20 protein-coding genes are annotated in these 19,378 nt (G+C 63.1%); 11 read left to right on the forward strand and 9 right to left on the reverse strand.

Going from position 1 to position 19,378, the window contains the following annotated elements:
* Positions 1–86: 86 nt before the first annotated feature.
* Positions 87–779 carry a DnaA regulatory inactivator Hda gene (gene hda, locus AC07OO_RS01965; protein ID WP_495080373.1) on the reverse strand — a complete coding sequence of 231 codons (693 nt, stop codon included), beginning with the start codon at positions 777–779 and terminating at the stop codon, positions 87–89.
* A 10-nt stretch (positions 780–789) separates the two neighbouring features.
* On the reverse strand, positions 790–1,872 hold the full coding sequence (locus AC07OO_RS01970; RefSeq protein WP_495080374.1) for an AI-2E family transporter: 1,083 nt from the start codon (positions 1,870–1,872) through the stop codon (positions 790–792).
* 131 nt (positions 1,873–2,003) lie between these two features.
* On the opposite strand from AC07OO_RS01970, the gene purM reads away from it, so the two are divergent.
* From purM to AC07OO_RS01990, 4 genes are all read left to right on the forward strand, one after another.
* Positions 2,004–3,047, forward strand: coding sequence for a phosphoribosylformylglycinamidine cyclo-ligase (gene purM / locus AC07OO_RS01975; protein WP_495080375.1), 1,044 nt, complete (start codon positions 2,004–2,006; stop codon positions 3,045–3,047).
* Positions 3,048–3,186: 139 nt separating this feature from the next.
* Positions 3,187–4,131 carry a ParA family protein gene (locus AC07OO_RS01980; RefSeq protein ID WP_495080376.1) on the forward strand — a complete coding sequence of 315 codons (945 nt, stop codon included), beginning with the start codon at positions 3,187–3,189 and terminating at the stop codon, positions 4,129–4,131.
* A gap of 202 nt (positions 4,132–4,333) precedes the next feature.
* Positions 4,334–4,507: a hypothetical protein gene (locus AC07OO_RS01985; RefSeq protein ID WP_495080377.1), complete on the forward strand. Its 174-nt coding sequence runs from the start codon at positions 4,334–4,336 to the stop codon at positions 4,505–4,507.
* A gap of 32 nt (positions 4,508–4,539) precedes the next feature.
* On the forward strand, positions 4,540–5,325 hold the full coding sequence (locus AC07OO_RS01990; RefSeq protein ID WP_495080378.1) for a head GIN domain-containing protein: 786 nt from the start codon (positions 4,540–4,542) through the stop codon (positions 5,323–5,325).
* A gap of 76 nt (positions 5,326–5,401) precedes the next feature.
* On the opposite strand, the gene AC07OO_RS01995 is transcribed toward AC07OO_RS01990, so the two are convergent.
* The 4 genes from AC07OO_RS01995 to murJ form a co-directional block, all read right to left on the reverse strand.
* A complete protein-coding gene (locus AC07OO_RS01995) occupies positions 5,402–6,709 on the reverse strand; it encodes an alpha/beta fold hydrolase (RefSeq protein ID WP_495080379.1) in 1,308 nt (435 codons plus the stop codon).
* 12 nt (positions 6,710–6,721) lie between these two features.
* Positions 6,722–8,656 carry a M3 family metallopeptidase gene (locus tag AC07OO_RS02000; protein WP_495080380.1) on the reverse strand — a complete coding sequence of 645 codons (1,935 nt, stop codon included), beginning with the start codon at positions 8,654–8,656 and terminating at the stop codon, positions 6,722–6,724.
* A gap of 173 nt (positions 8,657–8,829) precedes the next feature.
* The gene (locus AC07OO_RS02005; RefSeq protein ID WP_495080381.1) at positions 8,830–9,675 is read right to left on the reverse strand and encodes a SirB1 family protein; all 846 of its coding nucleotides are present in this window, start codon (positions 9,673–9,675) and stop codon (positions 8,830–8,832) included.
* A 21-nt stretch (positions 9,676–9,696) separates the two neighbouring features.
* A complete protein-coding gene (gene murJ, locus AC07OO_RS02010; RefSeq protein ID WP_495080382.1) occupies positions 9,697–11,256 on the reverse strand; it encodes a murein biosynthesis integral membrane protein MurJ in 1,560 nt (519 codons plus the stop codon).
* 236 nt (positions 11,257–11,492) lie between these two features.
* On the opposite strand from murJ, the gene rpsT reads away from it, so the two are divergent.
* Positions 11,493–11,792 (forward strand): 30S ribosomal protein S20, encoded by a 300-nt coding sequence (gene rpsT, locus AC07OO_RS02015; protein ID WP_495080383.1) that lies wholly within the window; start codon positions 11,493–11,495, stop codon positions 11,790–11,792.
* 259 nt (positions 11,793–12,051) lie between these two features.
* On the opposite strand, the gene AC07OO_RS02020 is transcribed toward rpsT, so the two are convergent.
* Entirely contained in the window at positions 12,052–12,354 is a 303-nt protein-coding gene (locus tag AC07OO_RS02020) for a DUF3579 domain-containing protein (RefSeq protein ID WP_495080384.1), read from the reverse strand.
* Positions 12,355–12,653: 299 nt separating this feature from the next.
* Between AC07OO_RS02020 and AC07OO_RS02025 the strand changes: the two genes are divergently transcribed.
* From AC07OO_RS02025 to AC07OO_RS02040, 4 genes are read left to right on the forward strand one after another with little or no spacing between them, the layout of a single operon-like run.
* Positions 12,654–13,871, forward strand: a complete 1,218-nt coding sequence (locus tag AC07OO_RS02025) for an aspartate aminotransferase family protein (protein WP_495080385.1) — start codon at positions 12,654–12,656, stop codon at positions 13,869–13,871.
* Positions 13,868–14,842, forward strand: a complete 975-nt coding sequence (gene argF, locus AC07OO_RS02030) for an ornithine carbamoyltransferase (protein ID WP_495080386.1) — start codon at positions 13,868–13,870, stop codon at positions 14,840–14,842. The genes AC07OO_RS02025 and argF overlap by 4 nt, the downstream gene beginning before the upstream one ends.
* 8 nt (positions 14,843–14,850) lie before the next feature.
* Positions 14,851–15,168, forward strand: coding sequence for a YkgJ family cysteine cluster protein (locus AC07OO_RS02035; RefSeq protein WP_495080387.1), 318 nt, complete (start codon positions 14,851–14,853; stop codon positions 15,166–15,168).
* A gap of 32 nt (positions 15,169–15,200) precedes the next feature.
* Positions 15,201–15,395, forward strand: a complete 195-nt coding sequence (locus AC07OO_RS02040) for a hypothetical protein (RefSeq protein WP_495080388.1) — start codon at positions 15,201–15,203, stop codon at positions 15,393–15,395.
* A 122-nt stretch (positions 15,396–15,517) separates the two neighbouring features.
* Here AC07OO_RS02040 and AC07OO_RS02045 read toward each other — a convergent pair whose 3' ends face one another.
* Both AC07OO_RS02045 and AC07OO_RS02050 read right to left on the reverse strand, forming a co-directional pair.
* Positions 15,518–16,507 (reverse strand): Bug family tripartite tricarboxylate transporter substrate binding protein, encoded by a 990-nt coding sequence (locus tag AC07OO_RS02045; protein ID WP_495080389.1) that lies wholly within the window; start codon positions 16,505–16,507, stop codon positions 15,518–15,520.
* Positions 16,508–16,553: 46 nt separating this feature from the next.
* Entirely contained in the window at positions 16,554–17,738 is a 1,185-nt protein-coding gene (locus AC07OO_RS02050; RefSeq protein WP_495080390.1) for an FAD-dependent monooxygenase, read from the reverse strand.
* Between the two features lie 104 nt (positions 17,739–17,842).
* On the opposite strand from AC07OO_RS02050, the gene AC07OO_RS02055 reads away from it, so the two are divergent.
* The gene (locus AC07OO_RS02055) at positions 17,843–18,313 is read left to right on the forward strand and encodes an anthrone oxygenase family protein (RefSeq protein WP_495080391.1); all 471 of its coding nucleotides are present in this window, start codon (positions 17,843–17,845) and stop codon (positions 18,311–18,313) included.
* Between the two features lie 282 nt (positions 18,314–18,595).
* Positions 18,596–19,366: a VOC family protein gene (locus AC07OO_RS02060; protein WP_495080392.1), complete on the forward strand. Its 771-nt coding sequence runs from the start codon at positions 18,596–18,598 to the stop codon at positions 19,364–19,366.
* The last annotated feature ends 12 nt before the right edge of the window (positions 19,367–19,378 follow it).

Consider the following 19,378-nt stretch of genomic DNA (forward strand, 5'->3'; position numbering starts at 1 on the left):
CCCCACTGCGTGTGGTTCGCTGCCCCCCGAGGGGGCCTTCGCGCCTAAGGGCGGCCTGTCGGCGCTCGAATTCGTCATCTCTGGCATTAGTTGTTGTCCATCATGGATTTGATCAGCGGTATGGTGATGGCGCGCTGAGTCTGCAGGGCGTAGCCGTCCAGCAGTTGCAGCAACTCCATCAGGCTGCCCAGGTCGCGGCTGAAGCGGGTCAGCATGTAGTCCATGACCTCGTCGCTGAGGAAGACCCCCCGCGCATCGGCGGCCTGACGCAGCACCGAGCGCCGCTCGGGCTCGCTCAGGGGTTGCAGGTTGAAAATGTGGCCCCAGCCCAGGCGGGTGCGCAGGTCGTCGCGCAGCTTCAGGTCCACCGGCGCCCATTCCCCGGCGGCCAACACCGGGCGCTGGTGGGTCTGGGCGTTGACAAACCAGTTGAAGGCGGCATGCTGCTGTGTGGCGGTGAACAGGTGCACATCGTCCATCAGCACAGCGGCCCAGCCTTCGTCGAACTCTGGCGGCTCCATCACTGCCGCGTCCAGCCAACCCACACGGGCACCCTGCTCGCGCAGGGCCTCGCGGGCGGCCTTCAGCAAATGGCTCTTGCCACTGCCCGAACCGCCCCACAGGTAGGTGGGAACGGGGGAGCGGTTGGCGGCACCGGTCTGGGCCTTGGCGCCTACCCACAGCTCCAGGTGGCGCAGGGCGGCCAGGTTGGGGCCGGCGCAAAAGTTCTCCAGGCTGGGCCCGGTTGCCAGGCCAATGTCCAGTGCCAGTTGCTTCATGGGGCCGCCATCAACCCTTGTACAGGCGGCTGGACAGGTAGCCGGTGCGGATGCGGCGCACGGCCACCAGCAGCACGGCACTGACTGGCAATGCGATCAGCACACCGACAAAACCAAACAACTGGCCAAAGGCCAGCAACGCAAAAATCACGGCCAGTGGGTGTAAGCCTATGCGCTCGCCCACCAGACGTGGCGTCAGGAAGAAACCTTCGACGATCTGACCAGCACCAAAGACCACCGCCACCATGGCCACTGTGTATCCCAGGCCCGACTCCGCGGAAAACTCCAGCAGGCCGGCCAACGTGGCCAGCACCAGGCCTATGCCAAAACCCAGGTAGGGCACGAACACGGCCAGGCCGGTGAAGATGCCGATGGGCAGTGCCAAGTCCAGCCCAAACAGGCCCAGGCCCACGCTGTAGAAGACCGCCAGTATCAGCATCACCAGCAGCTGGCCGCGCAGGTATTGGCCCAGCACCGAGTCGGACTCGGCCAGAAAATCGTCTACCGATTTGCGCATGCGCGGCGGGATCAGCTTGTGCAGCTGCGCCATGAAACGGCTCCAGTCCATCAGCAGGTAAAACAGCGCCACCGGGATCAGGATGGCATTGCCAATCACCGAGAACGCTACGCTGCTACCCAGCTTCAAGGACTTCAGCACCGAGCCCAGCACGTCTTCCATATTGCCGCTCAAGTGGGAGACGACAAAGGTTTTGATGCTGGTCATGTCCAGCGCAATGCGTATGCCCCACTGGGCCAGCCAGGGTTTGACCGAGCTGTTGAGGCTGTCCAGCATCTGTGGCAGTTGCTCGCGCACCAGCGGCAACTCCTTGGCGATGATAGGCACCATCAGCAACAGAACCGCCAGCACCGCGACCATGAACAACAGCTCCACGACCACCACCGCAAGCAGCCGGGGAATGCGCCCGCGCCCCAGGTTGTCCAGCCAGTCCACCATAGGCGTCAGCGCATAGGCCAGCACCGCCGCCACCACAAACGGTGTCAGCACCGGAGCCAGCAGCCACAGCGCACAGGCCAGCAGCGCCGCGATCAGGCACCAGGCGGCAAAAGTTTTTTGGGGAGGGGTGAATTGCATAGATTTGGGTGAAACCGTAAAACGCAGTTTCAGCGAAGACTGACAATTGCCCGGAGGGTTGGTCCAGTCGAAGCTAAAATCTAGGCAAATTCTATCGGGCTCGCCCAGGCGATCACGCCCACCCTTTCCAAATGACCGATTCAAGCACCCCCACTCCCCTGTCCTACAAAGCTGCCGGTGTTGACATTGACGCTGGCGACGCCCTGGTTGAGCGCATCAAACCCCTGGCCAAGAAAACCATGCGCGAGGGCGTGCTGGCCGGTATCGGCGGCTTCGGCGCCCTGTTTGAAGTACCCAAGCGCTACAAGGAGCCCGTGCTGGTCTCCGGCACCGACGGCGTGGGTACCAAGCTCAAGCTGGCCTTTGAGTGGAATATGCACGACACCGTGGGCATCGACCTGGTGGCCATGAGCGTCAACGACGTGCTGGTACAGGGCGCCGAGCCACTGTTCTTCCTGGATTACTTTGCCTGCGGCAAGCTGGATGTGGACACCGCCGCTGCGGTGGTTGGTGGCATTGCCAGGGGTTGCGAGCTGTCGGGCTGCGCGCTGATCGGCGGCGAAACCGCGGAAATGCCCGGCATGTACCCCGCCGGCGAATACGACCTGGCCGGCTTTGCCGTCGGTGCCGTCGAAAAGTCCAAGATCCTGACCGGCGCCAGCGTCAAGCCGGGCGACGTGGTGCTGGGCCTGGCCTCTGCCGGTGTGCACTCCAACGGCTTCAGCCTGGTGCGCAAGTGCATTGAGCGTGCTGGCGCCAACACACCCGCCACGCTGGACGGCAAGCCATTCAAGCAGGCCATCATGGAGCCGACCCGCCTGTACGTGAAGAATGTGCTGGCCGCGCTGGCCGCCCACCCCATCAAGGCACTGGCCCATATCACCGGTGGTGGCCTGCTGGAGAACATCCCCCGCGTGCTGCCCGAAGGCACGGCCGCCCACCTCAAAAAGGGTAGCTGGCCGCAGACCGAACTGTTTGCCTGGCTGCAAAAGACCGCGGCCATTGACGACATCGAAATGAACCGCACCTTCAACAACGGTATTGGCATGGTGGTGGTGATTGATGCCGCCAATGCTGAAGCCTGCGCCCAGACTCTACGCGCGTCCGGCGAGACCGTGCACGTCATCGGTGTGATCGCCGAACGCGACGACTCCGCACCTGTCGTCGTCGCCTAAAGCGGCCTGTCGACACCGGGGCTGCCTGTTGCGGCCCTGCACTTGCTAGGATATTTGTAGCTGCCCACGCCGTATTGACTGGACTTGCGGCGGTTTTTGATCCAGAATCCGGCCATCCATTGGTGGTGAAACGGATTCCATGCCGGTAATCGCAGTGATCAATCGCAAGGGTGGCAGCGGCAAAAGCACGATGGCCACCCACTTGGCCGCTTGGCTGGCACGCCAGGGCGCGGCCGTGATGCTGGGCGATGTAGACCGCCAACAATCCACCCGCACCTGGCTCAAACGCCGCAGCCCCACCCTCCCCGCCATCGCCCCCTGGGCCATAGACCAGAAGAATGTATTGAAGGTACCCGTGGGCGTGACCCATGTGGTGCTGGACACGCCCGGCGGCCTGCATGGCTTTGAACTGGCCAAGGTGGTGATGGCTGCCCATGCCATTTTGATACCGGTGTGCCATTCGGTGTTCGACCGCGAATCCGCAGCGGCCTGCATTGCCGAACTGATGGCCCTGCCCCGGCTGGCCACGGGCCGTTGCAAGCTGGGAGTCGTCGGCATGCGCATTGACGCCCGCACCCACGCCGCCCAGACGCTACAAGCCTGGGCACAGAGTCTGGACCTACCCTTTCTGGGTGCGCTGCGCGAAACCCAAGCCTACGTGCGCAGCCTGGACAGTGGTCAAACCATTTTTGACCTGCGCAACAGCCTGGTACAGGCCGATCTGGAACAATGGCTGCCCATCTTGCAGTGGCTGGAGCCTGTCACGCAACTGCCTGCCGAGCCGCCTGCTGTGCAACCGGCCACCGCTACGCCCATTACTGTGCCTGCCCCGGACCCCGCGTGGAAGCCAGCCCTGGTGTCCTCCAACCCAACACCGGTAGTCAGCCATGCGCAGCGCGTTGCGTCACCCCGCGCACCCAGCCTGATGCCGGCGCAAGAATCTTTGGTGCATGGCAGTCGCTTGTCGGTATTTGCCCAAATGCCACCGGCAGACCATACGGCGGCCACTCCATTACCGGTTGCCCGCCTGGGGCGCGACACCCAAGGCCTGGACACCCCAACCCGATTCCTGTTGCGGCAGTAAACCCATCCGAGGTGCTGCGCAGCGCGGCCCGTACGGGGGCTGTTGTTGAACATGGCCCTGGGGCCACATACCCCGTCTGTCCGCCAAAAGGAACCGCATTTCGCACCCAAATGCCATTCATCACATTGGGGGCGAAATATTCCGTAGGCTTGCCTACATTTCACCCAACGGACCGCTGTGGCCCGCCAATTAGGAGAAGACCATGCTGCACAACTACCACACCCAGTTCAAGCTTGCCGCCCTCGCCTTTTCTGTCGTCATGACACTGGCGGTCAACGGTGGGCTGCTGAAGCACTTTGACAATCTGGCACAGAGCGGTCCGGGTGCCCAGATGATCACCTTGCCGTCCGTGACCATCATTGGACGCCAAGCTTAATAACCACTACCACGATGAGACTGACCACCACCATGCCAACCCGCTCCCGCGCCACCAGCATTCCTTCCGTCCTCACAGCCCTGGCTCTGGCAGGCTTCCTCGGGCTCGCCGTGGCTCCGGCCCAGGCCAACTCTTGGGAATTTGGCGCCAAGCATGTGACGGGCTCCGGCCAGATCAGCAGCGTCAAGCGCGAGCTGGCCTCTTTCCGCGACATCGAGAGCAATCTGCCGGGCAAGATCGAGCTGGTGCAGGGCAATAGCGAAGGCATTGCCATCGAAGCCGATGACAACCTGCTACCGCTGATTGAAACGGTGGTCAAGAACGGGCAGCTCAGCATCCGCCCCATCAAGGGCGTCAACCTGCAGGGCAACTCCAAGATCAAGATCACGGTCTATGCCCGTACCGTGAACAGCGTCTCGCTGGCGGGTTCGGCCGACCTGTCGGCCGCACGCCTGCAGACACCCAAGTTGGCGGGCAGCATCGCCGGCTCGGGCAGTATCACGATCAAGGATTTGCAGAGTGATGACCTCTCTGTCTCCATCGCCGGCAGCGGCCGCTTCGAGGCCCAGGGCGCAGCCAAGGCCATGGAGGTGAGCATTGCCGGTTCAGGTGATGTCGTCACTAGCAAGCTGTCAACACAAGACGCCAAGGTCAGCATCGCCGGCTCCGGCGACGCCACGCTGTGGGTGCGCAAGGGCCTGACGGTCAGCATCGCCGGCTCCGGCGATGTGCGCTACTACGGCGAAGGCGCGCTGCGCGACCTGTCCACCGTGGGCTCGGGCCGCGTCAAGCAATTGGGTGCAACACCACCCGTCTGAGCCTGCTACGGATAGACATGAAAAAGGGCCTCGAAAGAGGCCCTTGCTTTTTGGGACGTACGCTAGGCGAAGCGGTTTAAACCTCGCCGCGCAGCATGGCCAGCAGCCGCCCCACCACGGCATTGCCATCGGCACGCAGCCCGTTGTGCTCGTACTCGTTGGTGACCCACAGCTTCATGTTCGGCACCTGGGCCGCCGTCTCTTCCGAGAACTCGCGGTGCACATACATATCGTCGTAATACACGGCGGCCGCCACGGGCACAGTGTTGCGCTTCAGGCGCTCCACGTCATACAACTGCGGCCAGTCGGTTGTGGTGGCCAGGATATTGGCAGCCTCTTTGAGCGGGCGCAGTTGCACATAGGCGTCCAGCATCCAGGGGTAGACCATTTCGCCGGTGAACAGCACGGGTTCAGTGCCTTGACCGAACGTGAATTCAGGGAACTCGGCCAATAGGCGCTGGGCCGACCAGTTGCTGGCCGCCTCCTGCGTGTAACAGGCTTCGTGCAGCAGTGTGTAGATGGGGTTGGTGTCGAAGTTCTGCATCTGCTCCAGGTGGAACAGAAAATTCCAGTTCAGCACCGTCTGGCCATCGGCATCGGCCACAAAGGCCTCTTCCAGCAGGTAGTGCACGGCCTCAAAGCCGCCGCTCATGCCGAACTGCAGACCCAGTTGCAGGAAGCGTTGCACCGACAGGTCGCCGCCACTGGGCAGGCGCACCGCGTGCTGCCTCAAGTGGGCCACGATCTTGCGCACCTGTTCCACATCACCGGGGTAGCGCCGGTAATACAAGCGGTTCTTGTCCACCACACGGCGGTAGGTAGCCCGATACACATCGTCCGTGGGGCGGGTCAGCGAGGGGATGCCACCGGTGATCAGCACCTGCTTGAGCCCCTCGGGCGATGCACTCAGGTAGCGCATGGCGCAAAAGCCGCCATAGCTCTGGCCCAGGATGCTCCAGGGCTGGTCGCCGATCAACTGCCGGCGAATGGCCTCTGCGTCGCGCACGATGTTGTCGGCGCGGAAATGCATCAGGTAGTCCGCCTGGGCCTGTGGACTCGCAAAGCCGGCCAGGGTTTGTGCCGTGATCGGCGTGGAACGACCGGTGCCGCGCTGGTCCAACAGCAGCACGCGGAAGTCTTGCAAGGCCCGCATGATCCAGCCGCTGTCCAGCGTGGGCCGGGGCGAGCCAGAGCCCGGCCCACCCTGGAAATAGACTAAGTAAGGCAGTTGGGCGTCTTCCTTGCCGGGTGCGACCACTTCACGGGCGTAGACCGTGATGGTTTTCTGATCCGGCTTGGCATAGTCCAGTGGCAACACAAAGCTGTGGTCGCGCAGGACCAAGCCCGGAATGCGCAACAGCGCGGTAGTGGCTTGTTGTGTCACGGTGATGGGCTCTCAGTGACCGGAGATTTCGCGGAAGAAGGCCTCGGACGAGGGCTTGCGCTGCAAGAAGGCTTCGACCAGGGCCGACGGGGGCTGCTCACCGCCCTGCTCCAGTATCAGCGAGCGGTAGCGGGCGCCCAGCTTGGTGTCCATCACATTGGTGCCAAAGGCCGAGCGCATGTCCAGCGCCAACACTTCGGACCACATATAGCCGTAGTAGCCGGCCTGGTAGCCGCCCATGATGTGGCCGAAGTTGGCCGGCACCATGGTGCCCGCTTCAAAGCCCAGCGGAGTCTTGCCTTCCAGCTCCGCCCAGGTCTGCATGGGGTCCACGACATTGGGTGTATGCAGGGCCATGTCCCAGGCCGCATAGAGGCGCTGGCGGGCATAGAGGATGCCCTTGCCAAAGGCGCGCGAGGCATTCATGCGCTCGATCAGCTTGGGGTCGATGGGCTTGCAGGTGGGGCAGACCTTGGCGAACAGGGCCAGGGCTTCGGGCCGGCGCGACCACTCTTCGTACATCTGAGATGGTGCTTCGACAAAATCACGCTTCACGCCGGTGCCGGCGTTGAGCACGTAACGAGTTTTGGACAGCACGCCGTGCATGATGTGGCCAAACTCGTGGAACAGGGTCTCCAGCTCGCGCTGGTCAAAGCCTTCGCGGCTGAAGTTCGTTACCAGCACCGACACGGGTGTACGACCAGCCACCATGGACACGCCGCGCACCGGGAAGGCCGCCGCATGCTTGTACTTGCCATCGCGGGGGAACAGATCGAGGTAGAAGCTGGACAGGTATTTGCCGCTGGCTGTGTCAAACACGTCGTAGCCACGCACGTCCGGTTGCCACACGGGTAGTGTCTTGTTCGCCTTGAACTGCACGCCGTACAGCGTGCTGGTCACTTCCATCATCCACGCAATCGTGGGGTCGGTGGGGAACTGGGCGCGGACTTCGTTTTGGTCCACGCTGTAGCGCTGCTTCTTCAGACGCTGCTGGTAGAAGGGCACATCCCAGCGCTTCAGAGCGGCATCCTTGTCACCAGTGAAAGCCACTTTTTCCACGCGCAGCTCGTCCAGCTCCTTGCGTTCCAGAGCCTCCACTTTGCCCTGCACATCATTCAGGAAGGTGGTCACGGCGGCAGCCTTGCCGGCCATCTTGCGTTTGATGGCCCAGTCGGCAAAGCTGGCATCACCCATCAGTTGCGCCAACTCCAGGCGCAGCTTGACGGCCTCTTGCAGCAGGCCCAGGTTCTCCTGGCCACCACGTTGCTGGAAGGCGGTCCAGAATTCCTTGCGGGTGGCCTCCACCTGCACGTTGTTCATGATGGCGTCGTACTCGGGGTAGTCCAGGCCGAACAGGTAGTTGCCCTGGGCATCCTTGGCGCGGTTGACCAGGGCGCTAGGCAACACGCCCTGCAGCGCGGCTTCGGAGAACGCCAGCTTGGTCTTGGTGTCGCGCACATTGCGGGCAAAGTCTTGGGCCAGCTTGTCCAGCCGCTCGAAGATGGCCTTGGCGCGCTCACGCTTGTCGGCCGGGAGGCTGACGCCGCGCTCTTCGAAATCATCCAGAATGCTTTGGCGGGCCATGGCATCCACCGCATTGGTGGTCTTCAGTGCCTTGACGCGCTGGAACAAGGCTTCACTTTGCAGGTACTCATTGGGCAAAGCCGACAGCAGCAGGTCGCAGGCCTCGGCGGCCTTGCGCACTTCGGGGTCGGGGCTGGTCTCGGCCAGCAAGCCCACAGGGCCGCCCATGTCTTGCAGGCCCATGTCCATGGCGTTCCAGGCCACCAGCACGGTCTTGGCATTGACTTGCGCCAAAGGCAGGGCCTTGATCTTCTCCACCCGGGCCCGGGCCTGGGCAATGCTTTGCTCACACAACTTGGGGATGGCCGCCGCCGTGGGCTGGGCGATCACGCCACGCGCAGCCTGCGTCGAAGCAGCGGCCATTGCGGAAGGGAGAAAACATGATGCGGCTAGGGCCGCGAGCACCGTGGTTTGAAGCTTCATGGCAATCCTGAAATCGGGTTGAGAAGGGATTGACCGGACGGGTCCGGCAGACGCGCGCAAACCTTCTGGGTAAGCGGGCTGCGGGATTATAGGCAGCGAACTCTAACGCGAGTTCAAGAACGCTTCAGGGCATCCACCCAGTCGGCAATGGCATCCAGATTGACCTGATCGTCAGCATGCAGCAGGTAGCACTCCAGGTCCGCCAAGGCCTGCTCGATATGGCCCAGCTCGGCATGGGCCAGGCCCCGGTCGCGGTACTCGGGCCAGGACTGGGGCAGCAAGATGACGAGGCGCTCCTGCACGGCCAGCAGGCGCTGCCAGTCGCTTTGCGACTTGTGGATTTCCTTGAGGTTGCGCAGCATGCGGGCCAGGATCTCGCGCGAGGGCGCCGTCTGCAGATACAGGCCCAGCGGCGTCTCCAGCTCATCGACCAAGCCACTGCGCTTGCGGTAGGGCTCCAACCGCTCCGACAACTCTTCGCGGCTCAGTGATTTGCCGTTCAAAGGGTCTATGACCACCTGGCCCATCGGCAGATTGACCTTGACCAGGAAGTGCCCCGGAAAACCCACGCCCCGCACCGCCAGCCCCAGGCCCTGGGCCAGTTCCATCCACAGCACGGCCAACGCGATGGGGATGCCGCGGCGGGTCTGCAACAGGCGGTGGATGAAGCTGTTGTCGGGGTCGTAGAAATCGTTGGCGTTGCCGCCAAACCCCAGGTCATGGAAGAAGAAATTGTTGAGCACACGCAGCTTTTGCACCGGCCCGGTATCGGCCGCCAGCCGCCTGCGCAGGCGCGCCAGCAACTGGTCCACCTCGTGCAGCACGGTCTGCACGTCCACTTCGGGGTATTCGTCGTGGGCCAGGCTGATGGCCGCCTCAAACAGCGCGAACTCCCCATCGCTCTCGACCAGCGAGGCGAAATACTCCAGAGGAGTGGGTCGTTCCAAGGACAGCTTCATCGTGCCAGACCTTCCCGCGCGTCAACGCCGCAACATGTGCCTTACATTCAGCCCTGCAGCCCAGACCGCTGCAAAATAGATAGCAACACCACCAGCAACGTAGAGGGCTAGCCACCCCGCACGCTGCATCTTCTCAGCCTTCAGCGCCATCCACGGCACCGAGCCATTGGCCCACATCAAAAACACGGCCAGCAGGGCGCTGGCGGCCAGCACCTGCAATGCGAAGCGGCCCCAACCCGGCTGGGGCACATAGGTCTTGCCCCGCACCAGGCCAATCAGCAGCCACAGGGCATTGACCAAAGCCCCCACACCAATCGCCAGCGCCAAGCCCGCATGGGCCAACACGGGCACAAACACGGCATTCAGAGCCTGGGTGATGACCAACACCGCAATGCCAATCAGCGCTGGTGTCTTGATGTTCTGGCTCGCGAAATAGCCGGGAGTCAGCACCTTGACCGCCACCAGACCCAGCAGGCCCGAGCCATAGCCCATCAGCGCCACCGAGGTCTGCAAGACGTCCGAATCCTTATAGGCCCCATTGTGGAACAGCACAGCCACCAGCGGTTGGGAAAATGTAACAAGCGCCACGGCACTGGGCACCGCCAGCAGCACCACCAGGCGCAGGCCCCAGTCAATCATTTCGGAGAATTTGTCATGGTCCTTGGCAGCCTTGGCCGCCGCCAACTGGGGCATCAGCACCACGCCCAAGGCCACGCCCAGCATGGCGGTGGGAAACTCCATCAACAGGCTGGCGCCATTCAGCCAGGTCACCGAACCGGTAGCCAGGTGGGAGGCGATCTGCGTGTTGATCATCAGCGAAATCTGCGACACGCTGACCCCCAAGAGGGCTGGCCCCATCAGATGCACTATGTTTTTGGTAGCGGGCTGTGCCCAAGCGGCGCGGGCTGCAGCCAAACTGAGCTTAACCCGAGGGGCCAGCCCCATGCGCCGCAGCGCCAGCAGGATAGCGCCCAGTTGCAGCACACCGCCCAGCATGACGCCACCCGCCATCGCGTAGATGGGCTCCACGCCCATCTGCTTGAACCAGGGCGCGCCCAGCCAGGCCGCCAGAATCATGGACACGTTCAGCAGCACCGGCGTGGCGGCCGGAATGGCAAAGTTCTTCCAGGTGTTGAGCACGCCAGCACCCAGTGCCACCATCGACATGCAGGCGATGTAGGGGAACATCCAGCGCGTCATCAACACCGCCGCATTGAAGCCGGCTGGCTCCAAGCCGCTGCCCATGGCATAGACCAGCACCGGCGCGCCCACAATGCCAACCACGCACGTCACCAGCAGGGCCATGGTCAGCAGCGTGGCCACGGCGTTGATCAAGGCATGGGTGGCCTCCTCGCCATCCTGCGCCTTGCTGCCCGCCAGCACCGGCACAAAGGCCTGGCTGAAAGCCCCTTCGGCGAACATGCGCCGCAGCATATTGGGGATGCGAAAAGCCACCCAGAAGGCGTCGGTCATGGCGCTGACACCAAAGATGGAGGCCATCAGCAGGTCGCGGACCAGGCCGGTGACGCGCGATGCGAGAGTCAGGATGGAGACGATGGAGGCGGATTTGATTAGGCTCACGCAGGGGAGTGTAAATGGGGAGTATTTGGACTTGTAGCACCTCGCTTTTTGGACTCCCCACTCTCCCCGCCCTCTCGCCCCCGTCGGGCGAGGGGCTGGGGAAGTGGGGAGTACGGCAATTGGCTGTTCACTGGCTGCTCAAAATTCAGTTGAGAAGCCCAACCCGCCAAAAATACCAAAAGTGGTACAATCGTGGGCTTTGCTGGCATCATCCTCAGACACAAGGAATATTTACTATGGCATCTGGAAAACCCAAGAAAAAGAACCCGCGCCTGGCGTCGGGCCGTAAACGCGTCCGTCAGGACACCAAAATCAATGCAGCAAACACTTCCCTGCGTTCCAAATACCGCACCGCGGTGAAGAACGTTGAGAAGGCAGTTCTGTCCGGCGACAAGACCAAAGCCGCTGAACTGTTTGCGAAGATGCAAGCTGTTGTCGACACTGTCGCCGACAAGGGCATCTTCCACAAGAACAAGGCCGCTCGCGACAAGAGCCGCCTGGCATCCAAGGTCAAGACCTTGGCCCTCGCCGCCTAATTTTTATTGGGCAAATCGCACGGATCCCTTCGGGGGTCTGCCGTTTGTAACGGGTGCGCTGTCAGCAAAGCAAAAAAGCCGTTCTTTGAACGGCTTTTTTGTTGCCTGAATGTCCACACGCAGTAGGCGAACCTGCGGGCGCGGGTTTTGCCGCCGGGCCGCCCCAAGGCCTCTGGACCGCTTGGCGGCCAGCCCCGCAAGGGAAAACGCCCCCCCTCGGGGGACAGAGAGTCACACGCAGTGGACGAACGTGGGGGCCTTACACCTCGGGCCGCGTCTCGCTGACCTGCAACTCATTGTCCTTGGCGAAGTTCAGGCAAAAATCCCAGGCCATGACGTCGTAGTCACGCAGGTCGCGGTGGACGATGACGCACTTCTGGTTGCCAATCGACGTGGGAATGCACCATGGCGAATACCCCAGATGGCTGCCAGGCTGCGGACCGCCGGGGCGGAACTGGCTCATGACGCCGGCCAAACGCTCCGCCCAGTCGCTGGGTCTGAAGGTCTTGCCGCTACGGGTCACTCCCAGGATAAAAATTTCTTTAGAAGACGTGTCGGGCATGGTGTTGTCGGCAACGGGTGGTTTGCGGCATGCAAACAGAGCGGTTGCGACGCGGCGTGATTTTATCTGAGGCAGGGCTACACATGGCTGACACGCGCAGCAAATAGCATGCCCAAGGCCACCGGTCAACGAGGCCGCCGCATAGCGCAAGCCCAGGCAGTGCGACATCACAGTGATGCCAAACTCTCAATGAACTGCTGCAGTGCAGCGCCTAGAATCCTTTTCAACAGCCCACAACCACCCCGTTGCGGGCTGCATGCCTTGATTGTTTAACGACGACGCCACTGGAGAGTTTCCACATGACCGCTGCTGCCCCCGCCACGCCCGCTTCACCCCACGTGATGAACACCTATGGCCGCCTACCCATTGCACTGTCGCATGGCCAAGGCTGCCGCGTGTGGGATGTGAACGGCCGCGAGTACCTCGACGCGCTGGGTGGCATCGCCGTCAACACCCTGGGTCACAACCACCCCAAGCTGGTGGCCGCGCTGCAGGACCAGGTCACCAAGCTGATCCACACCTCCAACTACTACCACGTACCGCTGCAGGAAGAACTGGCCAGCCTGCTGGTCGAACGCTCCGGCATGAGCAATGTGTTCTTCTGTTCCACGGGCCTGGAAGCCAACGAATGTGCCCTCAAGCTGGCGCGCAAGTTCGGCCACGACAAGGGCATTGAACGCCCCGAGATCGTTGTCTACGAAAAGGCCTTCCACGGCCGCTCCATCGCCACACTCAGCGCCACCGCCAACCCCAAGGTGCAGGCCGGTTTTGGCCCGCTGGTGGAAGGCTTTGTGCGCGTGGGCATCAACAACATCGACCAGCTCAAGGCCGCCACGGCCAACAACCCCAATGTGGTGGCCGTGTTCTTCGAAGCCATCCAGGGCGAAGGCGGCATCAACCCCATGCACATGGACTACCTGCGCGACGTGCGCAAGCTGTGCGATGAGCGCGATTGGCTGCTGATGATCGACGAAGTGCAATGCGGCATGGGCCGCACCGGCAAGTGGTTTGCCCACCAATGGGCCGGCATCCAGCCCGACGTGATGCCGCTGGCCAAGGGCCTGGGCTCCGGCGTACCGGTGGGCGCGGTCGTCGTCGGCCCCAAGGCCGCCAAGATCTTCAGCCCCGGCAACCATGGCAGCACCTTTGGCGGCAACCCGCTTGCCATGCGCGCCGGTGTCACCACCATCCGCACGATGGAAGAAGAAAAACTGCTGGCCAATGCGGAAGCCGTGGGCGAGCACCTGAAGGCCGCGCTGAAGAAGGGCCTGGCTGCAGAGCTGGCCAGCGGCGCTGTCAAAGAGATCCGCGGCCAGGGCCTGATGCTGGGCATTGATCTGGCCAAGCCCTGCGGCGTGCTGGCCCAGCGCGCGGTCGATGCCGGCCTGCTGATCAGCGTCACGGCCGACACCGTGGTGCGACTGGTGCCGTCTTTGATACTGACCACGGCCGAAGCGGATCAAATCGCGGCTATCCTGTGCCCCCTGATCTCCGCATTGTTGAAAGAAACGCCATGAATTCCCTCCTCACCGGCATTCCCAGCACGGTACCCAAAGGGGCGCCGCCCGTGCGGCACTTCCTGCAGTTCACCGATTTCACCAACGAGGAAATCCACTACCTGCTGGACCGCGCGGCCTTCATCAAGCACAAATTCAAGACCTTTGTGCGCCACCATTCGCTGGTGGACCGCACACTGGCCATGATTTTCGAGAAAGCCTCCACCCGCACCCGCGTGAGCTTTGAGGCCGGCATGTACCAACTGGGCGGCAGCGTCGTGCACCTGACCACGGGCGACAGCCAGTTGGGCCGCGCCGAACCCATTGAAGACAGCGCCAAGGTCATCAGCCGCATGACCGACATCGTGATGATCCGCACCTATGAGCAAAGCAAGCTGGAGCGCTTTGCCGCGCACTCGCGGGTGCCGGTCATCAATGGGCTGACCAATGAATTCCACCCCTGCCAGATCCTGGCCGACATCTTCACCTACATCGAGCACCGCGGCCTGATCGGCGGCAAGACTGTGGTCTGGATTGGCGATGGCAACAACATGGCCAACACCTGGCTGCAGGCCGCCGCCATTTTGGGTTTCCACCTGCGCGTAAGCACGCCGCCGGGCTATGAGGTCGATGAGAAAGTGGCCACTACCCCCCATGGAATGGGCGCAGGCAGCTACAAAGTTTATAGCGACCCGGTAGAGGCCTGCCAAGGAGCCGATCTGGTCACCACCGACGTGTGGACCAGCATGGGCTTCGAAGCCGAGAACGAGGCCCGCCGCAAGGCCTTTGCCAACTGGTGTGTGGACACCAAGATGATGGCCGCTGCCAAGCCCGATGCCCTGTTCATGCACTGTCTGCCCGCCCACCGCGGCGAAGAGGTGGCTGCCGACGTGATCGACGGCCCGCAGTCGGTGGTGTGGGATGAGGCCGAGAACCGCATGCATGTGCAAAAGGCACTCATGGAATACCTGCTGCTCGGTCGCCAGGAGTAAATGCGCCCATGGCCGAATCCGCCTGCACCAGTTGCGGCGCCTGTTGTGCCTGCTTTCGCGTGGACTTCTCCGTCCACGAACTCGACAGCATGGGCGGGCGTGTGCCCGACGGTTTGGCGGACGAAATCAGCAACAGCACGGCACGCATGCGGGGCACCGACTATGTGCCCGTCCGCTGCGCGGCCCTGAGCGGCACGCTGGGTCAACGGGTAGGCTGTGGCATCTACGAATGGCGCCCCTCGCCCTGCCGGGAATTCGAAGAAGGCAGTGACGCCTGCGCCCGCGCTCGCGCCAAGCATGGAATGGCGCCCTTATCTGGCTTTTAGGCCACCCCTTGTCAGAGTAAGCTTGCCCGCGTATGGCAAAGAAACATCCAAACGAAGAACCCAAAGTCTGGGTCACGGTCATCAAGCTTGTGGTCGGGCTGGTCGTGCTGATCGGCGGCGTGGGCCTTGCGCTGTGGTATGCCAAAGACCTGGACAACGGCTACTCGCAATCGTCCGGCAGTGGTTGGGGCGTGTCCAAGGACTCGCCCGTGCGCATGAAACGCTAATGACAAGCAATTTGCCGCCGGGCCGCCCCAAGGCCTCTGAACCGCTTGGCGGTCAGCCCCGTTAGGGAAATTAGCCCCTTTGGGGGGCAGCGACCCGCGCAGCGGCGGAGCGTGGGGCCAGGTCACTCATTCCGAATCCCCTGCCGCGCAATCACCCCGGCCAACAACGTCGCGTCCTGGCGCATGCGGTTGGCCAAGCCTTCGGGCGATGAGCCCACCACCTGCCAGCCCTGGGCGAACAGGCGCTGGCGCATCTCGGCGCCCCGTGCAATATCGCTGACCAGCGCGGCCAGCTTGCTGACCACGGCCGCTGGCATTGCAGTGGGTACGGCCACCGCATTCCACACCTCCAGATCGCAGCCCTTGATACCCAGCTCCGCCAGGCTGGGCAACTCCGGCACCAGCGTGCTGCGGCCGGCCGATGTGACGGCAATCGCCTTCAGGCGCCCCGCCCGCACCTGTGGCATCGCCAAGCCAGGCGGCAACAGCGCCAGTTGAATCTGGTTGCCCATCATGGCGTTGACCACCTGCGGGTTGCCAGGGTATGGCACATGCACGGGGCGCAAACCGGTCTTGGCCTTGATCAGCTCCATGCCCAGGTGCGCCACGGTGCCCTGGCCCGGTGTGCCATAGCTCCAGGTATCGCCGGCCTGCAGGCCGGTCTTGACGAAATCTTGTGCCGTGCCCGCATAACTGGCCTGCACCGTCAGCACCAGCGGCGCCGTGGCCACGAGCGACACCGGGGTCAGGTCCTTCAGCGGGTCATACGGCGTCTTGGGGTTTAGCAGCTTGGCGATGGTGAGGTTGCCATTGATCATCAAACCCAATGTGTGACCATCCGTCGCCTTGGCCACGACATCCGCGGCGATATTGCCGCTGGCGCCGGGCCGGTTGTCCACAATCACGGGCTGCCCCAGTGCCTTGGTCAGCGGCTCGGCCAGCGCACGGGCCGTCAGATCCGGGCTGGAGCCGCCGGGGAAACCCACGACGATGCGCACGGGTTTGGTGGGCCACGGCGCGGCACCTGCACTGGCTTGCGCATGGGCCAGGCGCCAAGGTAAGGCGGCACCGGCAGCAGCCAAGCCGCCCAGTGTCAACAGTCTACGTCGCATCGTTCGCATTACGTCCTCTATCCATTTCTCTATCCATTCTTTAGGCTTAGCCGCGGTACAGCCACGGTACATCCAACAGGCGTTCACCCAGCAGGCGCATGGAGATATCACGCCCCCAGCGCACCAAGCCGGTGGCGTGGAAGACATCGCCATTGCGAATGGATCGCGCTTGCACCCGCGCATTGCGCTGCCAGCGCTGCTCTGCATAGTGCTGCAGCCGATCGGCCATGGGCAATTGCGCCCCCACCGACAGCACCGCCTGCAAACAGGCCGCGTCTTCAATCGCCATGCCGGCGCCCTGGGCCATATACGGCCGCATGGGGTGGGCCGCATCGCCCAGCAGTGCCACGCGGCCCCTAGCCTGCTCATGCGCGCCCGCCATGGGTGGGCGGTCGCACAGCGCCCACAGGCGCCAGGTCTGGATGGCGCGGACCAGGTCTTGCAACGGGCCACAAGTGCTACCCATCGCTGCTTGCAAGTCGCGGCCATGGGTGGCGTGGTCCCAGTCCTGCACATCCCCGTTCACCGCACCTTCGACGATGGCCACTACATTCATGCACTCACCGGCGCGCACTGGGTACTGCACCACGTGCAGCTTGGCACCCAGCCACACGGTGACATCCTGGCTTCGCAACGCCTCTGGCAAATCACTTTGCGCGATCAATGCGCGATAGGCCAGGTGACCGGTGACGCGCGGCCGAGCGTCGTGCAACAGCTGCTGGCGCACGCCGCTCCACAAGCCGTCGGCCCCCACCAGGGCAACGCCTTCCAACTGCAGGCCTTCTTCCGTTCGCACTTGCACCACGCTGCCGGTGTCTGTGAGGGACGCCAGGCGCTGGCCCACATGCAACGCGGTGCTGCCCTGCTGCACCACCGCCGTCAGCAGCATGCGGTGCAGATCAGCGCGGTGGATGGTGGCATAGGGCGCGCCATACAGCGTGCGTGCCCGCTCGCCCAGGCGCAAACGCCCCAGCTCCGCACCATCGGCAGCCGAACGCACGCACAGCGCGGCGGGAAAGGCCGCTACTTGGCTTAACGCCGAGTCCAGCCCCCAGGCCTGCAAGCGCCGCACCACATTCGGCCCCATCTGTATGCCCGCCCCCACCTCACCAAATGCCGCCGCCTGCTCCAGCAACTGTGTTGACCGGCCCGCCCGCGCGCAGGCCAGCGCAGTTGCCAGCCCACCTATGCCGCCACCTGCGATGAGGATGTGTTTGTCGTCGTCTTCCATGGGGCTATTGTCATCGCTGAAATAGCCATGGTGCACTGCCTGATGCACCATGGGCTGGCAGTGAAACGGTGGACCCATGCGACGTGTTAAAACACGGTTCATACATGCTCACCACCCTCGCCCTCATCCTCTGCATCGGCGCCGGCACCATAGGCGGCGTGTTCTTTGCGTTCTCCAGCTTCGTCATGAAGGCTTTGGCGGAGCTTCCAGCGAGCCAGGGTATTACCGCCATGCAGCGTATCAACGTTGTCGTGCTCAACCCTCTCTTCCTGGGTGTCTTCATGGGCACGGCATTGCTCGCGTTGGCCAGCATGGTGGTGTCTTTTCTGCCGTGGAGCACGCCGCGCTCCGTATGGCTTGTGGCGTCGGGACTGCTCTACGCGATTGGCTCCTTCCTCGTCACCGCTGCCTGCAATGTCCCGCGCAATGACAGGCTGGCGCGCCTGGACGCGCAATCCCCCGAGGCCATTGCTTACTGGCCGGCCTACCTGCGGGAGTGGGCACGTTGGAACCATGTACGCACGGCCGCCTCGATCGCCTCTGCGGCCTGCGCGGCGGTGGCTTTGGTGGTGTAGGTCGTGACTGACTCAGGTGACTTGCTACGGATTTGAGGGAATGTGCGGCACTATATTTTTTATAGCGATATATGTAGACTGGACGAGGGCTAGAGGCGAATTTTCTATAAATCGTCCTTTTTACCCCATCAAAAACCCTGAAATGGGTATTTTCACGGCCTTTGCGCCGCTACGGCTGCAATCCTGCGCTTGAAAGATCGCCCCGCAGCAACGATACTGCGCAACGCTGCTCCCGCCCGTGCAGCCCACACCTGCCACCAACCCAAGGAAGGAACCCACACCATGTCCATCGTCTCCGCACACCCGCCCGGCGCCTTCTGCTGGGTCGAACTGGCCACCACCGACCAGGACGCCGCCAAGACCTTCTATGGCAGCCTGTTTGGCTGGAAGTTCAGGGACATGGACATGGGGCCTAACGGCTTCTACACCATCTTCAACCTCAAGGACCTGGACGTGGCCGCCGGCTACACACTCAACCCCGAGCAGATGCCTGGTGTGCCACCGCACTGGATGCTGTACATCGCCGTGGCCGACGCGGACGCGGCGGTGCGCCGCTGCACCGAACTGGGTGGCGAGGTCGTGATGCCGGCCTTTGATGTGTTCGACAAGGGCCGCATGGCGGTGCTGAAGGACCCCACGGGCGGCGTACACAACGTGTGGCAGCCAAAGGCCAACACCGGCATTGGCATCATCAACGAGCCCGGCGCGTTCTGCTGGGGTCAGCTCAACGCGTCGGACACGGCCAAGGCCGAGCGCTACTACACGGCCATGTTTAGTTGGGGCGCCAACACCGGCACAGGTGGAGGCATGACCTACACCGAGTGGACGCTGGCCGGCACGCCCATGGGCGGCATGATGGCCCTGCCACCGGGCACCCCTGCGCCCTCGCACTGGCTGGCCTACTTCGCCGTAGCCGATTGCGATGCATCAGCAGCCCAGGCCGCGTCACTAGGGGCCACGCAGTGCGTGCCACCCACCGACATTCCCGGCAGCGGCCGCTTCGCCGTATTTACCGATCCGCAAGGCGCCTTTTTTGCGATGTACAAGGCGTAGCAGGACCGTTCC

It is taken from the genome of Rhodoferax sp. GW821-FHT07G04 (genome assembly GCF_059418585.1).

Coding starts and splice junctions, on each gene's coding strand:
- AC07OO_RS02025 (WP_495080385.1), top strand. CDS start 12,654: ATGACCGCTGCTGCCCCCGCCACGCCCGCTTCACCCCACGTGATGAAC.
- AC07OO_RS01970 (WP_495080374.1), bottom strand. CDS start 1,872: ATGCAATTCACCCCTCCCCAAAAAACTTTTGCCGCCTGGTGCCTGATC.
- AC07OO_RS02035 (WP_495080387.1), top strand. CDS start 14,851: ATGGCCGAATCCGCCTGCACCAGTTGCGGCGCCTGTTGTGCCTGCTTT.
- AC07OO_RS02050 (WP_495080390.1), bottom strand. CDS start 17,738: ATGGAAGACGACGACAAACACATCCTCATCGCAGGTGGCGGCATAGGT.
- rpsT (WP_495080383.1), top strand. CDS start 11,493: ATGGCATCTGGAAAACCCAAGAAAAAGAACCCGCGCCTGGCGTCGGGC.
- hda (WP_495080373.1), bottom strand. CDS start 779: ATGAAGCAACTGGCACTGGACATTGGCCTGGCAACCGGGCCCAGCCTG.
- AC07OO_RS02060 (WP_495080392.1), top strand. CDS start 18,596: ATGTCCATCGTCTCCGCACACCCGCCCGGCGCCTTCTGCTGGGTCGAA.
- AC07OO_RS01980 (WP_495080376.1), top strand. CDS start 3,187: ATGCCGGTAATCGCAGTGATCAATCGCAAGGGTGGCAGCGGCAAAAGC.
- AC07OO_RS02005 (WP_495080381.1), bottom strand. CDS start 9,675: ATGAAGCTGTCCTTGGAACGACCCACTCCTCTGGAGTATTTCGCCTCG.
- AC07OO_RS01990 (WP_495080378.1), top strand. CDS start 4,540: ATGCCAACCCGCTCCCGCGCCACCAGCATTCCTTCCGTCCTCACAGCC.
- AC07OO_RS01985 (WP_495080377.1), top strand. CDS start 4,334: ATGCTGCACAACTACCACACCCAGTTCAAGCTTGCCGCCCTCGCCTTT.
- AC07OO_RS02045 (WP_495080389.1), bottom strand. CDS start 16,507: ATGCGACGTAGACTGTTGACACTGGGCGGCTTGGCTGCTGCCGGTGCC.
- AC07OO_RS02055 (WP_495080391.1), top strand. CDS start 17,843: ATGCTCACCACCCTCGCCCTCATCCTCTGCATCGGCGCCGGCACCATA.
- argF (WP_495080386.1), top strand. CDS start 13,868: ATGAATTCCCTCCTCACCGGCATTCCCAGCACGGTACCCAAAGGGGCG.
- AC07OO_RS02040 (WP_495080388.1), top strand. CDS start 15,201: ATGGCAAAGAAACATCCAAACGAAGAACCCAAAGTCTGGGTCACGGTC.
- purM (WP_495080375.1), top strand. CDS start 2,004: ATGACCGATTCAAGCACCCCCACTCCCCTGTCCTACAAAGCTGCCGGT.
- AC07OO_RS02000 (WP_495080380.1), bottom strand. CDS start 8,656: ATGGCCGCTGCTTCGACGCAGGCTGCGCGTGGCGTGATCGCCCAGCCC.
- AC07OO_RS02020 (WP_495080384.1), bottom strand. CDS start 12,354: ATGCCCGACACGTCTTCTAAAGAAATTTTTATCCTGGGAGTGACCCGT.